Raw genomic sequence first — 21,845 nt, forward strand, 5'->3', positions numbered from 1 at the left:
GCTTTCACTCGTTGCTTTCCCCCCGCCCTCGTCCTTCCCTCTGTGCCCACCCCCCGGGCCCGGTTCGGTCCAGGTGAGGGAGACCGAGATCGAGGCCGTACCGCCGCCCTCCGCGAGGACGCTGATCACCTTGCCCGCCTGGGCGGAGAGCTCGATGCCGAAGCTGACGGCGACTTCGACCGGCGACTGAGGATCGAGCCCGTCCCGCAGCGAGCCGACGACCCCCCGTACGACGTCGGTGAGACCCCCGGCCATCGAGATCACCCGGTCGCCGATGCCGGTGTCCGTGAAGCCGCCGCCCCTCCCGAGTTCGTCCGGCTCGCTGATGCGGGCCCAGATAGGTGTGCCGTCGTCCAGTCGTACCCGAGCGATCCCGTGCGTCACAGCGGCCCCCCGCTCCCCGAAACGATGATGAGGAAGGCTAATCGCTGCCACTGACAAGCGCGAGGGCCCCGTCGGGAGCACGGCCTATCCTGATCGCATGTACTTCACTGACCGTGGCATCGAGGAACTGGAGAAGCGGCGCGGCGAGGAGGAGGTCTCCTTCGAGTGGCTCGCCGAGCAGCTCCGTACGTTCGTCGACCTCAACCCCGACTTCGAGGTGCCGGTCGAGCGCCTCGCGACCTGGCTGGCCCGTCTGGACGACGAGGACGAGGACGAGTGAGGACGCGCAGGGACCCCTTTCCGGGTCACTGACCGACGGTCCTGCCGGTCAGGAGTGACGGGCCGAGGGGCCTTCGTCGCGTCGCCGATCACCGCCGGGTCGTGCACCGCGCGGTCGCGGTCAGGCGATGCCCGTCCGGTCACCGCGCAGTCGGTCGTACGCGAGTCCCAGCGCGCCCTGCGCGACCAGCAGCACCCCCGCCGCCGTCCAGCCGCCGTTGCGGCGGGCGACTCCCCAGGCGAGCAGCGGCAGCCCCGCCCCGAGCTGGACCGCGCCGACCAGCCGGGCCCTGGGGCCGCGTAGGAACGGGCCGAGCGGGCCGCCCTCCACCGCGTCGAGTTCGGCGCGCACGGCGTCGCGCCAGCCGGCCCATTCGAGCTCCTCGGCCCCCTGTGCCAGAGCGACGGAGCGGAGCCGGTCCGCGCTCTCTCCGGGGTCGAGTCCGGTGGGCAGGGCCAGGCCGACGCGGGCGAGGACGGCGGTCAGGCCGACGAGCCTGGCGTGGGCGTCGGCGTCCTTGTCCGGTTCGGTGAGCGGCTCCAGGGCCTGGAGATCGAGTACGGGATCGAGGGCGAGGCGGGCCGCGAAGGTGCGCATGGCCTCGTCCTCGCCGACCGGGGTGCCGTCCGCGAGCCAGGTGTAGCCGACCGTGCGGCGGAATCCGGAGGCGAGGACGAAACCGGCCCGGTCCGCGTCCCACCACAGCGCGAGGACGGGCCAGGTGGCGGCGGAGACGGCCAGCGCGGTGGCCCAGCCGCTGACGACCCGTTCGACGGGCTCGCCGCCGTGGAGCCAGGGCTTCCCCTCCGGGACGACGACGCTCCATTCGGTTCCGGCCGGGGCGAGGAGGAGTTCTTCGCGCAGCAGTTGGGCCGGTGGGCGGACCGTCGGCGGCTCGGCGCGGCAGAGCAGCAGAGCGCCGACGGGGCTCGATCCGGATGTCGCGTTCATGGGCCTTACGCTAGGACAGTTTGTCCGCATAAGAGGGCAATTCTTCGCCCGCGTCCACGCCGAACGGGGGTTGACTTCCCTGTACCGCGATATATCGTGTCTACCGAGGACGCGATATGTTGCGACACCGATACGGGAGGTCAGCACGATGACAGAGTGGTCCGTGGCCGAGCCGACGAGACTCATGCTGACCGACCCCGTGGGCCGCCTCCAGGTGCGTGTCGTCGGCGGCACGGTGAACGTGGTGGGCACCGCCGAGAGCACCGCCCGCCTGGAGGTCTCCGAGATCCAGGGCCCTCCGCTGATCGTGACCCAGGAGGGCTCCACCCTCACCGTCACCTACGAGGACCTGCACTGGCAGGGCTTCCTCAAGTGGTTCGACCGCAAGGGGCACCGCCGCCGGGCCGTCGTCTCGGTGGCCGTCCCGGCCGGTGCGGACGTCGAGGTGGGCGTGGTGAGCGCGGGCGCGGTCATCTCCGGCATCAAGGGGCGTACGGACGTCAAGGGCGTCACGGGCGACACCACGCTCGTCGGGCTCTCCGGCCCGGTGCACGCGGAGAGCGTCTCCGGCTCCCTGGAGGCCCAGTCGGTCACGGGTGCGCTGAGAGTCAACACGGTGACGGGCGATCTGACGGTCATCGACGGCTCGGGATCCTCCGTGCGCGCCGACTCGGTCAGCGGGGACATGGTGATCGATCTCGACGCCGTCGACCTGGACGGCCCGCCCGCCGACATCCGGCTGACGAGCGTCTCGGGCGAGGTCGCCATCCGGATCCCGCATCCGTCGGACACCCGGGTCGAGGCGAGCACCACGAGCGGCTCCGTCTCCAACGCATTCGACGACCTGCGGGTCACCGGGCAGTGGGGGACCAAGACCATCACCGGCACGCTGGGCGAGGGCCGGGGCACGCTGAAGGCCACGACGGTCTCCGGCTCGATCGCCCTCCTGCGCCGCCCGGACCCGGTCGGCTCCGACGACCTCGACCACGCCTCCGGAAAGGTGCTGTGACATGCCGCCCGTCTTCGCTCACGGCCGACTGCGCCTCTACCTGCTCAAGCTCCTCGACGAGGCTCCTCGCCACGGCTACGAGGTGATCAGACTCCTGGAGGAGCGCTTCCACGGGCTGTACGCCCCCTCCGCCGGCACGGTCTACCCCCGGCTCGCCAAGCTGGAGGCCGAGGGCCTGGTCACGCACGCCACGGAGGGCGGCCGCAAGGTGTACTCGATCACCGACGCCGGCCGCGCGGAGCTGGCCGGCCGCGGCGGCGAACTGGACGACCTGGAGCGGGAGATCCGGGAGTCGGTCTCCGAGCTCGCCGCCGAGATCCGCGACGACGTGCGCGGGGCGGCGGGCAAGCTGCGCAGCGAGATGCGCGCGGCGGCGAGCGAGACCCGGCAGAAGGGCTCCTCGTTCGGCGACGCCAAGGAGGAGCTGCGCCGCGCCAAGCAGGAGTGGAGGGAACAGACCCGCCAGGCCCGCGAGGAGGCGCAGTCGGCGCGCAGACAGGCGAAGGAGTTCCAGCGGATCGCCCAGCAGGTCCAGGAACAGGTCCAGGACCGCTTCGCGCGCGGCGACTGGCCGTCGGGGGTCTGGGAGGGCATCTCGGACATCACCGCGCAGCTGGGGGGCCTGGTCACGGGCACGACGCACCCCAAGGCGTCGGGCCGCGTCTCCTCCCCGGAGGAGGCCGTCTCGGACTGGGCCGCGACGGTCGAGTCGACCGGCGAGCCGGCCCGCGATCTCGACCGGCTCCTGGACCGCTTCCGCGACGACGTGCGCGACGCGGCCCGGGACCACGGGGTGACTGCGGCCCAGCTGACGGAGGCCCGCCGCCATCTGTCCACGGCGGCGGACCGGATCGCCTCCCTGCTGCGCCCGGAACGCGAGGACGCCTAGGACGACACCTCCTGACGGGTCTCCCGGGTGACCGTCACCGTCACCCGGGCACCCGGCGCCGCGAGGACCCAGGCCTTGCCCGCGCCCCGAACGCCGCCCGCACCCTGGGCCCTGCCCGCGCCCTCGCGGCGCACCACGGCCTTTCCCCGGGCCGTCACCTGCCAGGCGCCCGGGGGAAGCGACAGCTCGGTGACCCGGGTGCCGCGCCGGGACGACTCGTACGCGAGGCGGTAGACGCCCGTCCCGGAGTCGTACGAGGAGGAGGTGACCGTGCCCGCGACCGCCTCCGCGTAGGGCTCGACGGTCAGCTCCTTGTTCGTACGGAGGGCCCCGGCGCCGTCCACCGCGCAGTACCCGCCGCCATAGCACCAGACATAGCCCGCCCAGCCGCTGCCGTACCGGCCGAGGGAGGCCATCGCCTCACGGTAGAAGCGGTTCATGTTCGGCAGGGAGTTGTTGAGCGGTCCCCACTCCCCCACGACGACCGGGACCTTGTACTCCTCGGGGTACCGGGTCACCGCCTGCTCGTACATCTCGATCCAGCCCGCCGCCGGGTCGTAGTCGGCGCCCGCCTCCATCGCGGTGTTGTAGAAGTGGGGGGCGTAGACGACCTTCCGGTCCTCGATCCTGCCCAGGCCGGTCGGCACGCCCTCGCCGACGATCGGCGTCGGCTCGACGAAGATCCAGGTGTCCCGGTCGACCGAGCGAACGGCGTCCGCGAGCCGGTTGTACATCGGAGTCAGCTGCTCGCGCTCGATCCGGCGGGCGGCGGTCGGCAGGTCCTCGCCCTCGCGCAGCTCCCCCATCGGCTCGTTGATCAGGTCGTAGCCGAGGACGGCCGGGTGGTCCTCGAAGCGGTCGGCGAGCACGCGCCACATCGCCGCCTGGGCGCGCCGCAGGTCCTCGTCCTCGTAGAGATGGGTGAAGGCGCGCTGCACGGCCGGCTCGAAGTACTCGGCGAACCAGTCGTCCGGGTGTGGGGTGAAGGGCAGCCCGTCCGTCCTGGTCGCCCAGGCGGGCACGCCCCGGTGGCCGAAGGCGGGTCCGAAGACGTCCTGGTGGGCGTCGATGAGGACCTGTACGTCGTACTTCTCCGCCCAGTCCGGTACGCGCTCGATCTTCCGCAGGTATGCCTGGCTGTAGAGCCCGCTCTGCGGCTCCAGGTCGTCCCAGAAGACGAGCAGCCGGGCGAAGTTGAAGCCCTTGGCTCGCATGTCCCTGAAGTGCCGCTCGGTGATGGCGGTGAGGGCCCGGTCCCCACGGTTCACCTTGTCCTCGACGTTCCAGCCGCGCAGGGTGAGGGCACGGCCGCGGTCGTCGGTGACGGCGGGTATGCCGGTCGCCGTCGTTCCGGGGTCGGCGCGTGCGGCCGTGGGGGCCAGGAGCGCGGCGACGACGGCGCCTACGGCAAGGGGCGTACGCAACGCTCGCAACGTTCGTGACGTTCGTGACGTTCGTGACGTTCGTGACAACGGAACCTCCGGCACGAGGCGCTCGCGGTGAGCGCGGTGCCGGAGATCCCATCAGCAGATCTGACGATCCATCAAGACGTCGTCAGGACGATCTTTCCGAAAAGCTCGCCCGAGGCCATCTTCTCGAAGCCCTCGCGCGCCCGCTCCAGGGGCAGCACCTCGTCGATCACCGGCCGTACGCCCGTGGCGGCGCAGAACGACAGAAGGTCCTCCAGCTCGTCCTTGGTGCCCATGGTGGAGCCGACGACCTTCAGCTCCAGGAAGAAGATCCGGGTCAGCTCGGCGTGCGAGGGGCGGTCGCCGCTCGTGGCGCCCGAGATCACCAGGCTGCCGCCGGGGCGCAGTGACTTGACCGAGTGCGACCAGGTGGCGGCGCCGACGGTCTCGATGACCGCGTCCACGCGCTTCGGCAGCCGCGCGCCCGGCTCGTACGCCTCGACGGCGCCGAGCTCGACGGCCCGCTTGCGCTTGGCCTCGTCCCGGCTGGTGGCGAAGACCCGCAGGCCGGCGGCCTTGCCGAGGACGATGGCGGCGGTGGCGACCCCGCCGCCCGCGCCCTGCACGAGGATCGAGTCGCCGGGGCGCACGCCCGCGTTGGTGAAGAGCATGCGGTACGCGGTGAGCCAGGCGGTCGGGAGGCAGGCGGCCTCCTCGAAGGAGAGCTCCTCGGGCTTGGGGAGCACGTTCCAGGAGGGAACGGTGACGCGCTCGGCGAAGGTGCCCTGGTAGCGCTCGGTCAGGATGGAGCGGGGCTCGTCGGGGCCGACCCCGTGGCCGGACTGACCGATGACGGAGTGCAGGACGACCTCGTTGCCGTTCTCGTCGATGCCCGCGGCGTCGCAGCCGAGGATCATCGGCAGCTTCTCCTCGGGCAGCCCGACCCCGCGCAGCGACCAGAGGTCGTGGTGGTTGAGCGAGGCGGCCTTGACGGTGACGGTGGTCCACCCGGGACGCACCTCGGGCTCGGGTCGTTCCCCCAGCTCAAGGCCGTTCAGGGGCTGGTCGCGGTCGATTCGGGCGGCGTAGGCAGCGAACATGGGCCGAGCGTAGGGTCCCCCACCCGCGCGGCGGAACCACGCACGGATGTGACACACGCATCAGCGTGTGACGGCGGCGGCCCGCGCGGCCGCCCGTCCGTGGGGCCGCGAGACGCCTCGGCGATCCCTGCACACGACGAAGGGCCACCCCCGGACCCCACACACGACGACAGGCCCCCGGACCCCACACAGGACGACGGGCCGCCCCCGGGCCCCACACGCGGCGAAGGGCCGCCCCCCGGGTTGGGGAACGGCCCTTCGCGGTGCGACGGACGCGTCAGCGGCGCGCCACGCCCTCGGCGCGGGCGGCGGCGGCGACCGCGGCCGCGACGGCCGGGGCGACGCGCTCGTCGAACGGCGACGGGATCACGCACTCGGCGGAGAGCTCGTCGGCGACCACGCCGGCGATCGCGTCGGCGGCGGCGATCTTCATGCCCTCGGTGATCCGGGAGGCACGGACCTGAAGGGCACCCGCGAAGATGCCCGGGAAGGCGAGCACGTTGTTGATCTGGTTCGGGTAGTCCGAACGACCGGTCGCCACGACGGCCGCGTACTTGTGCGCGACGTCGGGGTGGACCTCCGGGTTCGGGTTGGCCATGGCGAACACGAACGCGTTCGGCGCCATGGACGCGACCGCGGCCTCGGGGACCGTACCGCCGGAGACGCCGATGAAGACGTCCGCGCCGGCCAGGGCGGTCTCCAGGGAGCCGGAGAGGCCGGCCTTGTTCGTGATCTCCGCGAGTTCGCGCTTGACCGGGGTCAGGTCGTCCCGGTCCAGGCTGACGATGCCCTTACGGTCCGCGACGGCCACGTCGCCGAGCCCCGCCTTGAGGAGGAACTTGGCGATGGCGACACCCGCCGCACCGGCGCCGGAGATGACTCCGCGCAGGTCACCGAGGGTACGGCCGGTCAGCTTCGCCGCATTGCGGAGCGCGGCGAGGGTGACGACGGCGGTGCCGTGCTGGTCGTCGTGGAAGACGGGGATGTCCAGGCGCTCCTGGAGCTTGCGCTCGATCTCGAAGCACCGCGGCGCCGAGATGTCCTCCAGGTTCACTCCACCGAAGGACGGGGCGAGCCTGACGACGGTCTCCACGATCTCGTCGGTGTCCGTGGTCGCGAGCGCGATCGGCACCGCGTCCACGCCGCCGAACTGCTTGAAGAGGATCGCTTTCCCCTCCATGACCGGAAGCGAGGCCTCCGGGCCGATGTCGCCGAGTCCGAGCACCGCCGTACCGTCGGTCACGACCGCGACGACCTGAGACTTCCAGGTGTAGTCGTGGACCAGTTCCGGCTGCTCGGCAATCGCGGTGCACACCTTGGCGACGCCGGGCGTGTACGCGAGGGACAGGTCGTCCTTGTCGCGCAGCGGCACCGTGGCCGAGATGGCCATCTTGCCGCCGCGATGCAGCGCGAACGCCGGATCGAAGGGCTCCTGAGCCCCATCCGTACCGCTCTCGCTGCGAGGATTGACGATCTCCGCTGCCATTGGGTTGACCCCTTAAGTCTTCTTCATTTGAGGGTGGCCACTCCTGGTTGAGGGGTGGGCGGGTCCCGCGGTCGCCGTGTCTGGCAACCGCGCGGGCGCGCCGCACAACGCGCCCTGAGCCCCGGATGAGGGGTGTAAGGATCCTTCTTACCGGACGTACATCACCGTAGACGAGTCCAATACGGAGCGGTGATGTGGCTCATACAGCCGTATCGGCACCTTGCGCACACCAGGCGCGTCGCCTGATGTCCGGATATGTTCATAGGTGGACCGAATCGTGGTATTCGTGTCGTCCGAATGGCGAGATCGACCGCAGATTTTTCGGCGGTGACAGGCAATCTCGGAAGAAGGTCCGGCCCTGATGTACCGGCCTGTCGGGATTCGGGGGTCACCCGTTATCCGATTTTGACATGCGAGGCCGTCCGAATCGGGCAGTCCGAATGGCAAGATGCGCGTAATCACACGAGGTCGCGACACCCGAAGGTGCGTGCGGCCTATGGCAACTCCCTCATACAGCCGGAGGAACCCGACCATGACCGCACGCTCCACGCGCCGCACGACCGCCAAGACCCGCACCTCCCGTCTTGCCGCGGTCGCCGCCGTCGCGGTCGCCGGCTCCATGCTGCTGACCGCCTGCGGCGACCAGACCGAGGGCGGCTCCGCCGAGGGCACCAAGACCGGCGCCGCCTCCAACGCCCCGCTCTTCTCCAAGCTGCCCGCCGACATCCAGAAGGCCGGCGTCATCAAGGTCGGCACGGACGCCACCTACGCCCCCATGGAGTTCAAGGAGGGGGACAAGGTCGTCGGTGTCGACCCCGACATCGCCGCCGCCCTGTCCAAGCAGCTCGGTGTGGAATTCCAGTTCAACAGCGGCACCTTCGACACGCTGCTCACCGCGCTGCCGACCGGCCGTACGGACATCGTGATGTCCTCGATGACCGACACCAAGGCCCGCCAGGAGGGTCTGGACGACAAGGGTCAGAAGGTCGGGACGGGTGTCGACTTCGTCGACTACTTCACCGCCTCCACCGGCATCCTGGTGAAGAAGGGCAACCCGGAGAACATCCGGTCCCTGGACGACCTGTGCGGCAAGAAGCTCGCCGTCCAGCGAGGCACCACGTACGAGCAGGCCGCCAAGGACCAGGCCGAGAAGTGCAAGAAGGACGGCAAGCCCGCCCTCACCTTCGAGTCCTTCCCGACCGACGCCGAGGCCCAGACCCGCGTCAAGGCGGGCGGCGCCGTCGCCGACCTGAACGACTCGCCGGTCGCCGCGTACATCGCGAAGACCGCGGGCGGCGGCAACGACTTCGAGGCCATCGCCAACAAGACGGACGCGGGCTACTTCGGCATCGCGGTCGACAAGAAGGACACGCAGCTGCGTGACGCGCTCAAGGAAGCCCTGGACGCGATCATCAAGGACGGCACCTACAAGGCGGCGCTGGACAAGTGGAACGCCGGGGACGGCGCGATCCCCGCGGCCAAGATCAACGGCGGCTCCTGATCCTACGCACCACTGAAGGGCAGTCGTTGTGACTGACAAGCTCGACAAGGTTCCCGACGGGGCGTCGCCCGCCCCGTCGGGGGTCCCGCCCGAGGCCATCAAGGCCATTCCGGTCCGCCACTACGGACGCTGGGTCGCCGGCGTCGTCGTGGTCGCCCTCCTGGTCCTGCTGGGCTCCGCCTTCTCCCAGGGCAACGTCCGCTGGGCCACGATTCCGGAGAAGCTGTTCGACTCCACGATCCTGAGCGGTCTGTGGCACACCATCCTCATCAGCGTCGCCTCGATGGCCCTCGGCCTCGCCCTGGGTGTGCTGTTCGCCGTGATGCGTCTGTCGAAGAACCCGGTCACCAGTTCGGTCGCCTGGCTCTACATCTGGGTCTTCCGGGGCACCCCGGTCTACGTCCAGCTCCTCATCTGGTTCAGCCTCGCCCTGATCTTCCCGGTGTTCAACATCGGGTTCTACAAGGACGAGATGACCGACGTCATGACGCCGTTCCTGGCCGCCCTGCTGGGCCTGGGCCTGAACGAGGGCGCGTACATGGCGGAGATCGTCCGGGCGGGCATCCAGTCGGTCGACGAGGGCCAGACCGAGGCCTCTCACGCGCTCGGCATGTCCCAGGCCAAGACCATGCGCCGCGTGGTCCTGCCCCAGTCGATGCGGGTCATCATCCCGCCGACCGGCAACGAGTTCATCAACATGCTCAAGACCTCCTCCCTGGTGGTCGCCGTCCAGTACCCGGACCTGCTGCGCGCAGCGCAGGACATCGCCTCGACCTCGTTCGCGGTCATGGAGATGTTCTTCGTCGCCTCGATCTGGTACCTGATCCTCACCTCGGTGTTCAGCGTCGGCCAGTACTACCTGGAGCGCCACTACGCAAAGGGCTCGCTGCGCTCCCTGCCGCCCACGCCCTGGCAGAAGATCAAGACGAACCTCACCCGATTCTCGAACCGTGAGGCGGTGACCCGATGACCCTCATGGTGAAGTCCGAGGGCGTCCACAAGTCCTACGGACCCGCGCACATCCTGCGGGGCATCGACCTCGAGGTGAACAACGGCGAGGTCTTCTGCCTCATCGGTCCCTCCGGCTCCGGCAAGTCGACGTTTCTGCGGTGCATCAACCACCTCGAGAAGATCAACGCCGGCCGGCTCTACGTCGACGGTCAGCTCGTCGGCTACCGCCAGAAGGGCGACAAGCTCTACGAGCTGAAGGACAGCGAGGTCGCCGCCCAGCGCCGCGACATCGGCATGGTCTTCCAGCGCTTCAACCTGTTCCCGCACATGACGGCCCTGGCCAACGTCATGGAGGCGCCGATCCAGGTGAAGGGCGAGAGCCGGGCCGTGGCCCGTGAGCGGGCCGAGCGGCTGCTCGACCGGGTCGGCCTGGCCGACAAGGCCGGGAACTACCCCTCCCAGCTCTCCGGCGGCCAGCAGCAGCGTGTCGCCATCGCCCGCGCGCTGGCGATGGAGCCGAAGCTGATGCTCTTCGACGAGCCGACTTCGGCCCTCGACCCCGAGCTGGTCGGTGACGTCCTGGACGTCATGCGCGACCTCGCCGAGGACGGCATGACGATGATCGTCGTCACCCACGAGATGGGCTTCGCCCGCGAGGTCGGCGACAACCTCGTCTTCATGGACGGCGGCGTCGTGGTCGAGTCCGGCCACCCGCGCGACGTCCTGGGCAACCCCCAGCACGACCGCACGAAGGCGTTCCTGTCCAAGGTGCTGTAGCCGGCCGGACTGCTGCGGCCGGCAGGACGAAGGGGCGGTACGGGAACCCGTACCGCCCCTTCTCCGTACACACGGGCGGGTTACTTCACGGCCAGCACCAGGGCGTCCGAGGGCGAGGCCCAGACGGGCCGGGCCTCGGCGAAGCCGGCGGCGCGGAGGATCTCGGCGTGGCGGCGGGCGGACGGCGTGTCACCGTCGGCATGCTCGCCGTAGATCTCGAAACGGCGGGCGGTCGGTTCGGCGAGGACCGGGTCCTTGGCGGCCACGGCCCACCACTCGGCCCAGTCGAGGGCGCCGGCGGCCTTGGCGCGCTCCATGACGGCGTGTCGGTGGGCGCGCTCGGCGGCGTTGATCCGGGGGGTGGTCTCGTCGATCATGTGATCGGCGTTCATGAAGACACCGCCGTCCCGGACGAGGCGGGCGAGCTGCCCGTAGAGCGCGGTGAGCGGCTCGGTGTGCAGCCAGTGCAGTGCGGTGGCGGTGAGCACGGCGTCGTACGCGTCGTACGGAAGCGCCGTGGCCCACTCCGGGTCCTTGAGGTCGGCGGTCACGAAGGTGACGCGGTCGTCGCCCGCGAAGTACCCCTCGGCGATGGCGAGGAGGGCGGGGTCGAGGTCGACGCCGACGCTGGTCGCCTTCGGGAACCGCTTGAGCAGCCGATCCGTGATACTCCCTGTACCGCACGCCAGGTCCAGGACGCGGGGCTCCGGCCCCACCACGGCCTCGACCATGTCGAGCATCACGCGGAACCGCTCCTCGCGGTCCGGCATGTACCACTCCTGCTGGCGGTCCCAGCTCTCCTGCCAGGCCGCCCAGTCGGTTCCGGTCGTCGCCGCGTCCGTCATCGCTCTACCTCGCCCTCTTCGTAATACCCTCGAAGGGGGAACGTCCATTACCCCCTCCCGCACCCGACACTAGACCTCCGCCGTAAGGACTACAAGTGGAACTGGCCTATTACTCGGACTACGCCGTGCGTCTGGTCAACACCGAGGAGCCGACCCGCGGCAAGGACTCCCTGACGTCGGTCGAGGCGGTCCGGGAGCTCTTCGGCGCGGCCTCCCAGATGGCCCGGCGGGTGACGGACGCCGACGTGACGCGCTTCCGTTCGGTACGGGCCCGGCTGCGCGCGGTCTTCACCGCGGCGGACGAGGGCGACCACACCCAGGCGGTGGACCTGCTGAACTCGCTGCTCCTGGAGTTCCCCGTCAGCCCGCAGATCTCGGGCCACGACTATCTGGACGAGGAGGGCCATCCACGCTGGCACATGCACCTCGCCGACCACCCCTCGAACGCGACGGCGGGCTTCGCCGCGATCGCGGCTATGGGGCTGGCCTTCCACCTCACGGAGTTCGGCGCCGACCGGCTGGGTCTCTGCCAGGCGTCGCCGTGCCGCAACGCCTACCTCGACACCTCGACCAACCGCTCCCGCCGCTACTGCTCGGACCGCTGCGCGACCCGCGCCAACGTGGCCGCCTACCGGGCCCGCAAGCGCCTGGAGGCCGAACGGTCGGACCGGACCGGCCTCAGCGCGGAGAACAGCCAGGCGAGCACCACCCCGACGGACCGCTGACGCCCGGGCGTGACGGGACGGTAGCGCGCCCGTACGCGTCCGAGGACCAGGTCGGCCGGCACGGCGCCGAAGACCCGGCTGTCGCCCTCGGCGGCCGGGTTGTCCCCGAGCACCCACCAGCCGGCGCCCTGCCGCTCGATCAGACGCTTCACGATGAGCAGATCCTGCTGGAGCGGGTGACGCAGCACGGCCACGCTGCCGGGCCGCAACCGCCCGCCGTAGTGCACGAGGAGCTGGTCGCCGTGGAGCAGCGTGGGCACCATGGACACCCCCGTCACCTCGGCGATCCCGAACAGGGGCCCGGCCCCCCGCCCCGGCTCCCGCCCCGCGTCCGTCATTCCGGCACCTCCCGATCCGATCGTCCACTCGTACACGAGTCCCATGGTGACCCTGGACTTTTGTCCTAAGCCCTAGGGGGCGCTCGCGAAAACAGCCTTCTCGGGGAGTAATCTCCCACCTGAGAAGACGATCACGAGGAAGGACAGCTCAATGCTCTCCCGCCTGTTTGCCCCCAAGGTGAAGGTCAGCGCCCACTGCGACCTCCCCTGCGGTGTCTACGACCCGGCCCAGGCCCGGATCGAGGCCGAGTCGGTCAAGGCCGTCCAGGAGAAGTACCAGGCCAACGAGGACGCGCACTTCCGCGCGCGTGCCACGGTCATCAAGGAGCAGCGCGCGGAGCTCGCCAAGCACCACATCTCGGTGCTGTGGAGCGACTACTTCAAGCCTCCGCACTTCGAGAAGCACCCGGAGCTGCACCAGCTCATCAACGACACCCTGAAGGCCCTCTCGGCCGCCAAGGCGTCGACGGACCCGAAGACGGGCGAGAAGGCGCTGGAGCTCATCGCCGAGGTAGACCGCATCTTCTGGGAGACGAAGAAGGCCTGATCTTCGATCATGCCCCCTGACCTGCGATTTCTTTGGTTGCAGTGTCTCCAGGTCCGCACCCGGTCCGCAGGCCGCCGAGCACGGCGTCCGTGACGGCCCGGGTGCGGTCTTCTTCCCCGGGCCACAGGTGCGCGTGGATCCGCAAGGTGATGACGGCGGACGCGTACCCGAGGACGAGCTGCACCTGCTTGACGCTCGCGCCGCGGGCGACACCATCCGCTTCCGCATCGAGGGAACGGACGACACCTGCGACGTGCAGGCCCGGGATCGGGCCGCTGGCGTCGCGCCCCGGTACGTCGTTCACCCGCCTGGCTTCGCCCGGGTCGCGGGCTGTGCGCCACACGGATCTGCTGGTGGCCATGAGCGACAGCGGTGACGAGCTCTCGGCCAGGGAACGCGGCGAGCTGGACGAACTCCGGCAGCGGGTCAATGCCCTGGAGGGTGCCGGGACAGCCCGGGTGGCGCGGCATCACCCGTTCCGCTCGCTCGGCTCGGTCCTGCTGATCCTCCTCGCCGCCCTGCTGTCGCTGCTGTCCGTCGTCGCCGTGTGGGCGAACAGCATCGTGCAGGACACTGACCGGTACGTCGCCACCGTCGGACCGCTCGCGAGCGATCCCGATGTGCAGCAGGCGGTCACCAACCGGGTCACCGACGCCGTGCTGGCCCAGGTCGACGTGGACGCGCTGGTCAAGCAGTTGACGGACGCGGCCGCGCAGCAGGGTGTCCCGCCCCGGGTGGCCACGCTGCTGGGCGATCTGGACGGCCCGATCGCGAACGGTCTCAAGCGGCTGGTCAGCAGCACGGTGGAGCGGGTGGTCACCAGCAGTGCCTTCGAGACGGTCTGGGTGAACGCCAACCGCAGGGCGCACGCGGCGCTGGACAAAGCATTGACGGGCCAGTCCGACAGCACGGTCAGGCTGGAGAACAACCAGGTCGTCATCGACGTCGGTCCGATCGTCGCCCAGGTGAAGGACCAACTGGTCGACGCCGGCTTCTCGCCCGCCGCGAAGATCCCGGTCGTCCACACGGACTTCGTGGTGTTCGCGTCGGAGGATGTCGGCAAGGTCAAGACCTACGTTCGGGTGCTGGAGATCCTCGGCGGCTGGCTGCCCGTCATCGCGTTGCTGATCGCGGCCGCCGGAGTGTACGTGGCGTTCAACCGGAGGCACGCTCTCATCGGAGCCGCGCTGGCCGTCTTCGTCGCCATGCTGGTTCTCGGAATCGGCCTCACCGTCGCCCGTGACGTCTATCTCGACCATCTGCCTCCCGGGACGTCCCAGGCCGCCGCAGGATCCGTGTACGACGCACTGGTCAAGTTCCTGCGGGCCGGCGTGCGCGCGCTCGCCGCGATCGCCCTCTTCACCGCCATCGGCGCCTTCCTCGCCGGTCCGTCCCGGATCGCCGTTCTCACCCGCACCGGCTGCCGGAGAAGCATCGGCGCCCTCCGCGACGTGGCGACATCGGCAGGGCTGCGCCTCGGGGCGGTCGGGCGGTTCGTCCACCGTTTCAAGCGCTGGATCGGGGTGGCCATCCTGGTGGTCGCCGCGGTCGTGCTCTTCACCTGGAGCTACCCGACGACGGCGGTCGTGGTGTGGACCGCCGTGATCACGCTCGTGGGCTTCGCGATCCGGGAATTCCTGGATGCTCCCTCCGCTCCCCCCGCCGACTCGCGGACCGAGGCCGTCACACACTGACGCCTGCCTCGACGGCTTTCCTGCGTACATCCCGGTGAGACCGACCGCTCAGCGAAGCCGGGAGGACCTCGGCAGCCTTTCCGGGCAGGACGTCCACGCGACGCTCAGTCGCCGACCTCTCCGGGCAGGACGCCCAGGCGACGCTCAGTCGCCGGCCCTTCCGGGCAGGACGCCGGTGCGACGCTCAGTCGCCGACCTCTCCGGCGTCGATACGCCGACCGCGCGAAGTGTCCACCACGACGGGGATGCCGTCCGGGATCCGTCCCTCGAGCCGGTCGAGCAGGGACTTCACCGGCGGGAGTTCTCCTGGGGTACGAACGTGGATGTACATCGTCCGGGAGACCGCGTCGACACTCGTGACGGTCGCGCCCGACTCCTCCCCGAGCCACTGTTCCGCGGCCTCCTTGGTGCGGCCGGTCCAGGCGTTGAGCAGCAACGTGGTGGCGGTGTTGGCCGCCAGCGGAACGAGCACGACGACGAACAGCAGGGCCATGGCGACAGATGCCCCCCGGGCGGGGCGCCCGGCTGCCTTGTCTGCCTCCGCGGCGTAACCGAGCGACGCGAACACCACCATGCCGGCGAAGACCAGGGCGAAGAGGTTCGACACGAACAGGGCAAGCGCGCCCAGTGCCAGCCATCCCGACAGCTGTCCCAGGCACACTCCGACCACCACCAGAGGCGGGACGAGGGAGATGGCGATCGCGACGCCGGGCAGCACGGCGGCGACGTCGCGGCGGGCCAACGCCACCGCTCCGGCGAAGCCGGTCGCCAGGGCGGCGATCAGGTCCATCAGGCCCGGCGACGTACGTGAGGAGATCTGGCTGTTCGACAGCAGGTCGTAGTTGCTCGGCAGAGCCAACGACATGACCACCCCTACCGCGATCACCAACAGGCACGCGAGGAGGACGATCGCGGCCGACCCGGTGCGACGGCGCCGCACCGAGCCCAGAGCGATGCCCATGATCGGTGTGGACAGCGGCGCGATGATCATGGCGCCGATCACCGTCGCCGTCGAGTCGGTGAGCACCCCGCCGGCCGCGATGACCGAGGACAGCGTCAGCATCGTCCAGAAGGCCGACTGCTTGGACGCGGTGTCCCCGGTCGACAGAACGAGATCCTGTGTCAGTTCGTCCAGGGAACGGCGCTGTGAGGCCGGCAGTACACGGGCGCGCACCTTGCCTGTCATGCCTCCAAAACAACCACGACCGGGCCGGTTCCGACGGGCAGGACACGGGAGCAGATGATTCCTGCTCCGGCCTGCGGCTCAGTGGAGGATCTTCTCCTTGGCCCGCTGGAATTCGGTGTCGGTGATGTCGCCCTTGGCGCGGATCTCGGAGAGCTTGGCGAGTTGATCCGCCTCGTTCCCGGGCCCGGTGCCACTGCCGGCGGTCTCACGGATGTAGTCGTCGAGAGCCTGTTGCTGGGCTTGGACGTGCCTCGTCTCGCGCTTGCCCATGCCCTTGCCCCGGGCAAGGACGTAGACGAACACGCCGAGGAAGGGGACGAGGACCACGAAGACGAGCCATCCCGTCTTCGCCGCCCCGCTGAGCTCGTCGTCCCGGAAGATGTCGCCGATGACCCGGAAGAGCAGAACGATCCAGAGGACCCATAGGAAGATCCACATCACCGTCCAGAACGCTCCGAGGACCGGGTAGTCGTAGGCCAGGTTCATGTCGTCGCTCCTTCCTCTTCTCCTCCGCCGGACAGCAGGGGCAGCAGGTCCAGCCCGAAGGCTTCCCCGATGCCGCGCGCGGCGGTCACCACACGGGCGCTGCCGACCACGGGCGCGACGGCGACGAGGGCGCCCTGGATCCTCTCCAGAGGCACGCCGATCTCGTCGGCGGCGCCGAGGTTGAGCAGGTACGAGGCGGGGGAGGCACCCATGGCCACCAGCGCCGCGATGCGGGTCAGCAGGTACGTCTCGGAGTCCAGTCCGGATCGTTCGAACGCGTTGAGCGTCATCTGGACCAGAGTGTCGCGCACAGGCGCGTCCGCCGCGCCGGGGGCGCTGACGCCTCCCGCACCGGCCGTGTTCCCGGTCATCCTCAGGCTCCCTTCGTCCAGCTCTCCTTGCTCGTGGGCGACCTGCGTTCAGTCGATCATGAACCAGCCGCGTACCTGCGCCTCGTGATCGACGTAGCGCTCGCCGGAGACGTCGACGACGACCTTGTCGATCGTGCCGCCGGTGAAGGGGAAGGGTGCTTGGTAGTCGGGTGTGACCGGCGAGGCGTCGTCGCGGCCCACGCAGATCCCGTCCCCGACGACGCAGAACGAGCCGGGCTGGGTGACGATGTCCTCGCGGCCCACCTCCTGGTCGTCCATGTAGAGGGTGAGGGTTCCCGTTGCCCCCGGCATGGCGGGGTCGCCGTTGCGCCCGTTCGCCGCGAACTCGGCCGTGAGCACGTGCTTGCCCGGCGGGAGCTCCCGATCCGCGTCCACGACCTGGAGGTTGCTGCCGACCCAGTTGTACGCGTAGTGCAGGCGGTGGTCCTTGACATAGAGGCTGTGGCCGCCCGCCACACCGCCATGGGCGTAGAGAACGCCCTCGGCGTCGGCCGACCCGACGTCGACCCCGGCGGCGATGGTGTACGAGCGCCCGCTGGTCACCACGCCGGACTGTTCGGGCACCGCCGCGGAGTCGGGGTAGTACACGTAACGGTCGCGCTCGGGGCTGCCGTGCGGGCGCTCGGCCAGCACCTGTTCCAGGGCGCTTCGGTCGTCCAGCGGCAGCCCGTTGTAGATGCCCGCGTAGTAGTACCAGAGGCTCTTGAGGGTCTCCAGCCGTTCCGGCTCCCGCGCCGCCAGGTCCGTCGACTGCGCGCGGTCGTTGGTGAGGTCGTACAGCTCCCACACGTCGTTCTCGAAGTGGCCCCAGCCGCTCAGGGGCGGGTGGACCGTGCAGGCCAGCCAGCCCTCGTGGTAGATGGACCGCTGCCCCAGCATCGCGTAGAACTGGGTCTGGCGTCCGGGCGCCTCGGGGTCGGTGAGCGACGCCTTGAAGCTCTCGCCTTCGATCGGGTTCTGCGGGTAGCCCTTGAGCACTTCGGGCGGCTCGATGCCGAGAAGGTCGTAGAGCGTGGGCACGACGTCCACCGCGTGGACGTACTGCTGGCGCACCTCTCCCCGGGCCTCGATCCCCGCGGGCCAGGCGACCAGGCACATGTCGGCCACGCCGCCCTCGTAACCGGCCCAGCGCTTCCAGTACGGGAACGGCGTGTCGAACGCCCAGGCCCAACCGGTGTTGTAGTGGTTGTACGACGTCGGGCTGCCGAGTTCGTCGAGGTGTTCCAGGGAGAGTTCGGTCGGCGTGTCCATGCCGTTGAAGAACCGCCACTCGTTGAACGTCCCGTTCGGTCCGCCTTCGCCGCTGGCCCCGTTGTCGGAGACGGCCACGATGATCGTGTTGTCGAGATCGCCGGAGGATTCGAGGAAATCGAGGACCCGGCCGAGCTGGTCGTCGCTGTAGGAGACGTATCCGGCGAACACCTCGGCCATGCGGACGAACAGCCTTCGCTCGTCGGCACTGAGGTCGTCCCAGGGCCGGACGGTGTCGAGCATCGGCCACAGCTGACCGTCCGGCCCGGTCACCGTGGGCTCGCCGTGCGGGTTGATCTGGGAGAGCTCGGTGTCCTCGGGCAGCAGCCCCGTGTCCTTCTGGCGGCGCAGGATTCCGGGCCGGATCGCCTCGTAGCCCTCGTCGAAGACGCCCTTGTACCGGTCTGCCCATTCCTTGAAGACGTGGTGCGGCGCGTGGGCCGCGTCGAGGGAGAGGTACATGAAGAACGGCTTGTCGGGGTCGACGGCCTTGGCGTCGCGGATGAACTCGATGGCCTTGTCGGAGAAGTCCTTGGCGATGTGGTAGCCCTGTTCGGGCGTGGCCGGCGGGTCGACGGGGTGGTTGTCGTGGATCAGGTCCGGGTACCAGGAGTTCGACTCGCCGTTGAGGAAGCCGTAGAACCGTTCGAAGCCGCGCCCGAGGGGCCAGCGGCCCTTGTACGCGGCCATGTTGGTCTCGTCACCGGGGGTGAGGTGCCACTTGCCGACGCAGTACGTGTTGTAGCCGCGCTCGCCCAGGACCTCGGAGATGAATCCGTTCTCGAACGGGATACGGGTGGAGATGCCGGGGAAGCCGGCGCTGAACTCGGCGACCGTCGCCATCCCGTTCGACGTCGCGTTCCTGCCCGTCATCAGGGAGGCCCTGGTCGGGGAGCACAGCGCCGTGGTGTGGAAGTTCGAGTAGCGCACCCCCATGTCGGCGATCCGCGACATCGTCGGCGTGCGCACAGGGCCGCCGAAGCAGTCCATCGTCCCGTATCCGACGTCGTCCCACGCGATCACCAGCACGTTCGGGGCGTTCTCGGGTGCCTTCGGCGCGAGATACGGTGCCCAGTCCGGCTGCGAATCACGGATGTCGAGGGCGATCTTCCCTTTGAACGGCTTGGCCATGACGGTTCTCCTCGCTGCCCCGAGCCCTTGACCGGTTGCCCCTCCACCATCACCAGGGACGGCCACGTCCCGCCTCACCCCCTACGGGTGACAGAGCCCTGGAGCGGCACATCGGGCCGTGGGGCGGGCCGACGTCGTCGAGCGGTGATCCGTCGGTGTCTGACGGCGTTCTCGGGGAGGGGACGCCGTCACACGGTTCCCTGCCTCCGGTCCTGCTCCTTGTCCTGCCGACGAAAACCACCGCCGACGACACCGGTGTCGAGGCCGGCCGGCGGGAGCCCAGCGCGTACGCGGCGGCCACGTCCGCCACAGCCACATCGGTCCACGCTTCACCGCTCGTCTGAGGGCACTTCCGTCCACGGGCTTCAGCGCACCAGCGATCCGGCCGGCCGACATCACCCGCCTCGGGTGATCACGCCTGCCGACCCGCCTCGCATGCTCGAAGAAGCAGCGTTGGGCGCTGCGTCGCACCGACGAAGTGAGGAACACCCATGACCACGACCCACAACCGCTCGGACACCTCGAAAGCGGCGGCAGGAGGACTGACCACGCTCGCCGGCGTCCTGCTGTTCATCGCCGGCATCCTGGACCTCTTCCGGGGCATCATGGCGATCGCCGAGGACGACATCTACGTGTCCACCCCCAACTACCTCTTCAAGTTCGACCTGACCAGCTGGGGCTGGATCCAGCTGGTCCTCGGCGTGATCGCCATCCTCGTGAGCATGGGTCTCTTCGCCCGCGCCACGTGGGCTCGCGTCGTCGGGGTCGGCATCGCGGGCCTGCTGATCATCGCCAACTTCCTGTCGATCCCGTACTACCCGTTCTGGTCGATCATCCTGATCGCGCTGTACGCCTTCGTCATCTGGGCGCTGTGCGTCGTGCGGCGGGAACCCTGACGGAGAGCGCCGAGGCGGCCGCCCGAGGTGAGAGGAGGTGAAGGACGTGCTCGTCGCGCTCTTCGCCACACGTGAGCAGGACGAGCCGCGGGCCGGCCGATGGCCCGCTGCGGGCCCGGCCGGGACGACCCGCTCGCCCCGCGATCACCTCTGACGGTGCTCGCGATCGCCTCTGACGGCGTACGAGGGAACCTCACCGCGTCACCCGTGCCGGGTGACGCGGTCAGCGGGGCAGGCGTCCCATGCTGGGCCGATGAGCACCGTAGAGCTGCCCGATCCGACCGTTCGGCGCCGGCCGTTCCATCTGCTGGCCAAGCCGACCGGGGCGATCTGCAACCTGGACTGCACGTACTGCTTCTTCCTGTCCAAGGAGCTGCTCTACGAGGGCAGCAGGTTCCGTATGGCGGACGAACTGCTCGATGCCTACATCCGGCAGCTGATCGAGGCGCACGGCACGGCGCCCGAGGTCACTGTGGCGTGGCAGGGGGGTGAGCCGACGCTGATGGGCCTCGACTTCTTCCGCCGGTCCGTGGAGTACGAGCGCAGGTACGCCCGTCCCGGCCAGCGGATCGTCAACACCATCCAGACCAACGGCACGCTCGTGGACGTCGAATGGGCCCGCTTCTTCCGCGACAACGACTTCCTCGTCGGCCTGTCGATCGACGGCCCCCGCGAGCTCCACGACACCTACCGGGTCGACAAGGGCGGCAAGCCCACCTTCGACCGCGTCATGAGCGGACTGGGGCAGCTGCGCGAGCACGGCGTGGAGTGGAACGCTCTGACCACGCTGCACGACGCCAACGCCGGGCATGGCCGCGAGGTCTACGCCTTTCTGCGCGACGAGTGCGGTGCCCAGCACGTGCAGTTCATCCCGATCGTGGAACGCTCCACCACGCACGACCTGCCGCTGGCCAACGACGGCTGGGGCGCCCGCGCCAAGGACCGGCCCTTGTACCGACAGGAGGGCGACCGCGTGACCGACCGGTCGGTCACGGCGGAGCGGTACGGCCGATTCCTCATCGACGTCTTCGAGGACTGGGTACGTCACGACGTCGGCCGGGTCTACGTCCAGATGTTCGACGTGGCCCTGGCCAACTGGTACGGGGAGCCGCCCTCCCTGTGCGTACACTCCAGGACCTGCGGCAGCGCACTCGCCCTGGAACACAACGGGGACCTGTACTCCTGCGACCACTTCGTCGAGCCCGGGCACCTGCTCGGCAACATCGGCGACCGGCACCTGCTGGAGCTGGTCGACTCACCTCGGCAACGGAAGTTCGGCCAGGACAAGTACGACTCCCTTCCCCGCTCCTGTCTGGACTGCGACGTCCGCTTCGCCTGCCACGGCGGCTGCCCCAAGGACCGCTTCGACACCACCCCGGACGGCGAGCCGGGCCTCAACCATCTGTGCGCCGGCTTCAAGGCGTTCTTCCACCACGTCGACCGCCCGATGCGTACGATGGCCGAACTGTTGCGTCAGGGGCGGGCCCCCGCACTGATCATGCGCGAGTACGAGGAAGCCGACGCGCAACGGCCCCACAACACGCCCTGCCCGTGCGGGGGCGGACGCAAGTGGGCACGCTGCCACGGCAGGCCCGTCGCGGCGGGTCCGCGGTAGCA

22 protein-coding genes and 1 pseudogene are annotated in these 21,845 nt (G+C 69.7%); 11 read left to right on the forward strand and 12 right to left on the reverse strand.

The annotated features are described in order from the left end of the window. On the reverse strand, positions 1–384 hold a 384-nt coding region (locus ACFUJR_RS08805), incomplete at its 3' end, for a CU044_2847 family protein (RefSeq protein WP_383450288.1). Between the two features lie 97 nt (positions 385–481). Between ACFUJR_RS08805 and ACFUJR_RS08810 the strand changes: the two genes are divergently transcribed. Continuing rightward, a complete protein-coding gene (locus ACFUJR_RS08810; RefSeq protein ID WP_037695221.1) occupies positions 482–664 on the forward strand; it encodes a DUF6104 family protein in 183 nt (60 codons plus the stop codon). Positions 665–784: 120 nt separating this feature from the next. Here ACFUJR_RS08810 and ACFUJR_RS08815 read toward each other — a convergent pair whose 3' ends face one another. Then, on the reverse strand, positions 785–1,615 hold the full coding sequence (locus tag ACFUJR_RS08815; RefSeq protein WP_383174939.1) for a hypothetical protein: 831 nt from the start codon (positions 1,613–1,615) through the stop codon (positions 785–787). A 148-nt stretch (positions 1,616–1,763) separates the two neighbouring features. On the opposite strand from ACFUJR_RS08815, the gene ACFUJR_RS08820 reads away from it, so the two are divergent. Together ACFUJR_RS08820 and ACFUJR_RS08825 are read left to right on the forward strand one after the other, a co-directional pair. Continuing rightward, the gene (locus ACFUJR_RS08820) at positions 1,764–2,624 is read left to right on the forward strand and encodes a DUF4097 domain-containing protein (RefSeq protein ID WP_383174937.1); all 861 of its coding nucleotides are present in this window, start codon (positions 1,764–1,766) and stop codon (positions 2,622–2,624) included. Between the two features lies 1 nt (position 2,625). Next, entirely contained in the window at positions 2,626–3,513 is an 888-nt protein-coding gene (locus ACFUJR_RS08825) for a helix-turn-helix transcriptional regulator (RefSeq protein ID WP_383174934.1), read from the forward strand. Here the strand turns inward: ACFUJR_RS08825 and ACFUJR_RS08830 are convergent. The 3 genes from ACFUJR_RS08830 to ACFUJR_RS08840 all read right to left on the reverse strand — a co-directional run bounded on the left by ACFUJR_RS08830 (position 3,510) and on the right by ACFUJR_RS08840 (position 7,508). Further along, positions 3,510–4,937 (reverse strand): cellulase family glycosylhydrolase, encoded by a 1,428-nt coding sequence (locus ACFUJR_RS08830; protein WP_383174931.1) that lies wholly within the window; start codon positions 4,935–4,937, stop codon positions 3,510–3,512. The genes ACFUJR_RS08825 and ACFUJR_RS08830 overlap by 4 nt on opposite strands. Before the next feature lie 119 nt (positions 4,938–5,056). Then, the gene (locus ACFUJR_RS08835) at positions 5,057–6,022 is read right to left on the reverse strand and encodes a zinc-binding dehydrogenase (protein ID WP_383174928.1); all 966 of its coding nucleotides are present in this window, start codon (positions 6,020–6,022) and stop codon (positions 5,057–5,059) included. Positions 6,023–6,299: 277 nt separating this feature from the next. Next, positions 6,300–7,508, reverse strand: a complete 1,209-nt coding sequence (locus ACFUJR_RS08840; protein WP_383174925.1) for an NADP-dependent malic enzyme — start codon at positions 7,506–7,508, stop codon at positions 6,300–6,302. Positions 7,509–8,040: 532 nt separating this feature from the next. Between ACFUJR_RS08840 and ACFUJR_RS08845 the strand changes: the two genes are divergently transcribed. Genes ACFUJR_RS08845 through ACFUJR_RS08855 form a run of 3 tightly spaced genes read left to right on the forward strand, consistent with a single transcriptional unit; the run spans position 8,041 to position 10,737 of the window. Next, positions 8,041–9,009: an ABC transporter substrate-binding protein gene (locus ACFUJR_RS08845; protein WP_383174922.1), complete on the forward strand. Its 969-nt coding sequence runs from the start codon at positions 8,041–8,043 to the stop codon at positions 9,007–9,009. A 28-nt stretch (positions 9,010–9,037) separates the two neighbouring features. Beyond that, complete coding sequence (locus ACFUJR_RS08850; protein ID WP_383174919.1) at positions 9,038–9,979, forward strand: amino acid ABC transporter permease; 942 nt, start codon at positions 9,038–9,040, stop codon at positions 9,977–9,979. Further along, entirely contained in the window at positions 9,976–10,737 is a 762-nt protein-coding gene (locus ACFUJR_RS08855; RefSeq protein WP_383174916.1) for an amino acid ABC transporter ATP-binding protein, read from the forward strand. Before ACFUJR_RS08850 ends, ACFUJR_RS08855 begins: the two co-directional genes overlap by 4 nt. A gap of 80 nt (positions 10,738–10,817) precedes the next feature. Here ACFUJR_RS08855 and ACFUJR_RS08860 read toward each other — a convergent pair whose 3' ends face one another. Next, a complete protein-coding gene (locus tag ACFUJR_RS08860) occupies positions 10,818–11,582 on the reverse strand; it encodes a class I SAM-dependent methyltransferase (RefSeq protein ID WP_383175536.1) in 765 nt (254 codons plus the stop codon). 95 nt (positions 11,583–11,677) lie between these two features. Here ACFUJR_RS08860 and ACFUJR_RS08865 point away from each other — a divergent pair, with 95 nt between their 5' ends. Next, positions 11,678–12,307, forward strand: a complete 630-nt coding sequence (locus ACFUJR_RS08865; RefSeq protein WP_383175539.1) for a CGNR zinc finger domain-containing protein — start codon at positions 11,678–11,680, stop codon at positions 12,305–12,307. Here ACFUJR_RS08865 and sodX read toward each other — a convergent pair. Then, positions 12,211–12,645 (reverse strand): nickel-type superoxide dismutase maturation protease, encoded by a 435-nt coding sequence (gene sodX / locus ACFUJR_RS08870; protein WP_383175586.1) that lies wholly within the window; start codon positions 12,643–12,645, stop codon positions 12,211–12,213. The two genes, ACFUJR_RS08865 and sodX, sit on opposite strands and share 97 nt — an antisense overlap. A gap of 151 nt (positions 12,646–12,796) precedes the next feature. Here sodX and sodN point away from each other — a divergent pair, with 151 nt between their 5' ends. Then, positions 12,797–13,192, forward strand: a complete 396-nt coding sequence (sodN, locus tag ACFUJR_RS08875; RefSeq protein WP_352187010.1) for a superoxide dismutase, Ni — start codon at positions 12,797–12,799, stop codon at positions 13,190–13,192. Positions 13,193–13,199: 7 nt separating this feature from the next. Here sodN and ACFUJR_RS08880 read toward each other — a convergent pair. After that, positions 13,200–13,403: pseudogene (locus ACFUJR_RS08880) on the reverse strand (site-specific integrase); the annotation flags it as partial. Positions 13,404–13,551: 148 nt separating this feature from the next. On the opposite strand from ACFUJR_RS08880, the gene ACFUJR_RS08885 reads away from it, so the two are divergent. After that, the gene (locus ACFUJR_RS08885; RefSeq protein ID WP_383175542.1) at positions 13,552–14,886 is read left to right on the forward strand and encodes a hypothetical protein; all 1,335 of its coding nucleotides are present in this window, start codon (positions 13,552–13,554) and stop codon (positions 14,884–14,886) included. Positions 14,887–15,070: 184 nt separating this feature from the next. Here ACFUJR_RS08885 and ACFUJR_RS08890 read toward each other — a convergent pair whose 3' ends face one another. The 4 genes from ACFUJR_RS08890 to ACFUJR_RS08905 all read right to left on the reverse strand — a co-directional run bounded on the left by ACFUJR_RS08890 (position 15,071) and on the right by ACFUJR_RS08905 (position 19,332). Further along, a complete protein-coding gene (locus tag ACFUJR_RS08890) occupies positions 15,071–16,072 on the reverse strand; it encodes a DUF389 domain-containing protein (RefSeq protein WP_383175545.1) in 1,002 nt (333 codons plus the stop codon). A 78-nt stretch (positions 16,073–16,150) separates the two neighbouring features. Continuing rightward, positions 16,151–16,558 carry an SHOCT domain-containing protein gene (locus ACFUJR_RS08895; RefSeq protein WP_383175548.1) on the reverse strand — a complete coding sequence of 136 codons (408 nt, stop codon included), beginning with the start codon at positions 16,556–16,558 and terminating at the stop codon, positions 16,151–16,153. Beyond that, complete coding sequence (locus tag ACFUJR_RS08900; protein ID WP_383175551.1) at positions 16,555–16,929, reverse strand: carboxymuconolactone decarboxylase family protein; 375 nt, start codon at positions 16,927–16,929, stop codon at positions 16,555–16,557. The genes ACFUJR_RS08895 and ACFUJR_RS08900 overlap by 4 nt, the downstream gene beginning before the upstream one ends. Positions 16,930–16,977: 48 nt before the next feature. Further along, a complete protein-coding gene (locus ACFUJR_RS08905) occupies positions 16,978–19,332 on the reverse strand; it encodes an arylsulfatase (protein ID WP_383175553.1) in 2,355 nt (784 codons plus the stop codon). A gap of 491 nt (positions 19,333–19,823) precedes the next feature. Between ACFUJR_RS08905 and ACFUJR_RS08910 the strand changes: the two genes are divergently transcribed. Continuing rightward, entirely contained in the window at positions 19,824–20,228 is a 405-nt protein-coding gene (locus ACFUJR_RS08910; RefSeq protein ID WP_383175556.1) for a hypothetical protein, read from the forward strand. A gap of 253 nt (positions 20,229–20,481) precedes the next feature. After that, on the forward strand, positions 20,482–21,843 hold the full coding sequence (locus ACFUJR_RS08915; RefSeq protein WP_383175559.1) for an anaerobic sulfatase maturase: 1,362 nt from the start codon (positions 20,482–20,484) through the stop codon (positions 21,841–21,843). The last annotated feature ends 2 nt before the right edge of the window (positions 21,844–21,845 follow it).

Source organism: Streptomyces sp. NPDC057271 (assembly GCF_042668715.1).
In the GTDB taxonomy this organism is placed as follows: Bacteria; Actinomycetota; Actinomycetes; order Streptomycetales; family Streptomycetaceae; genus Streptomyces.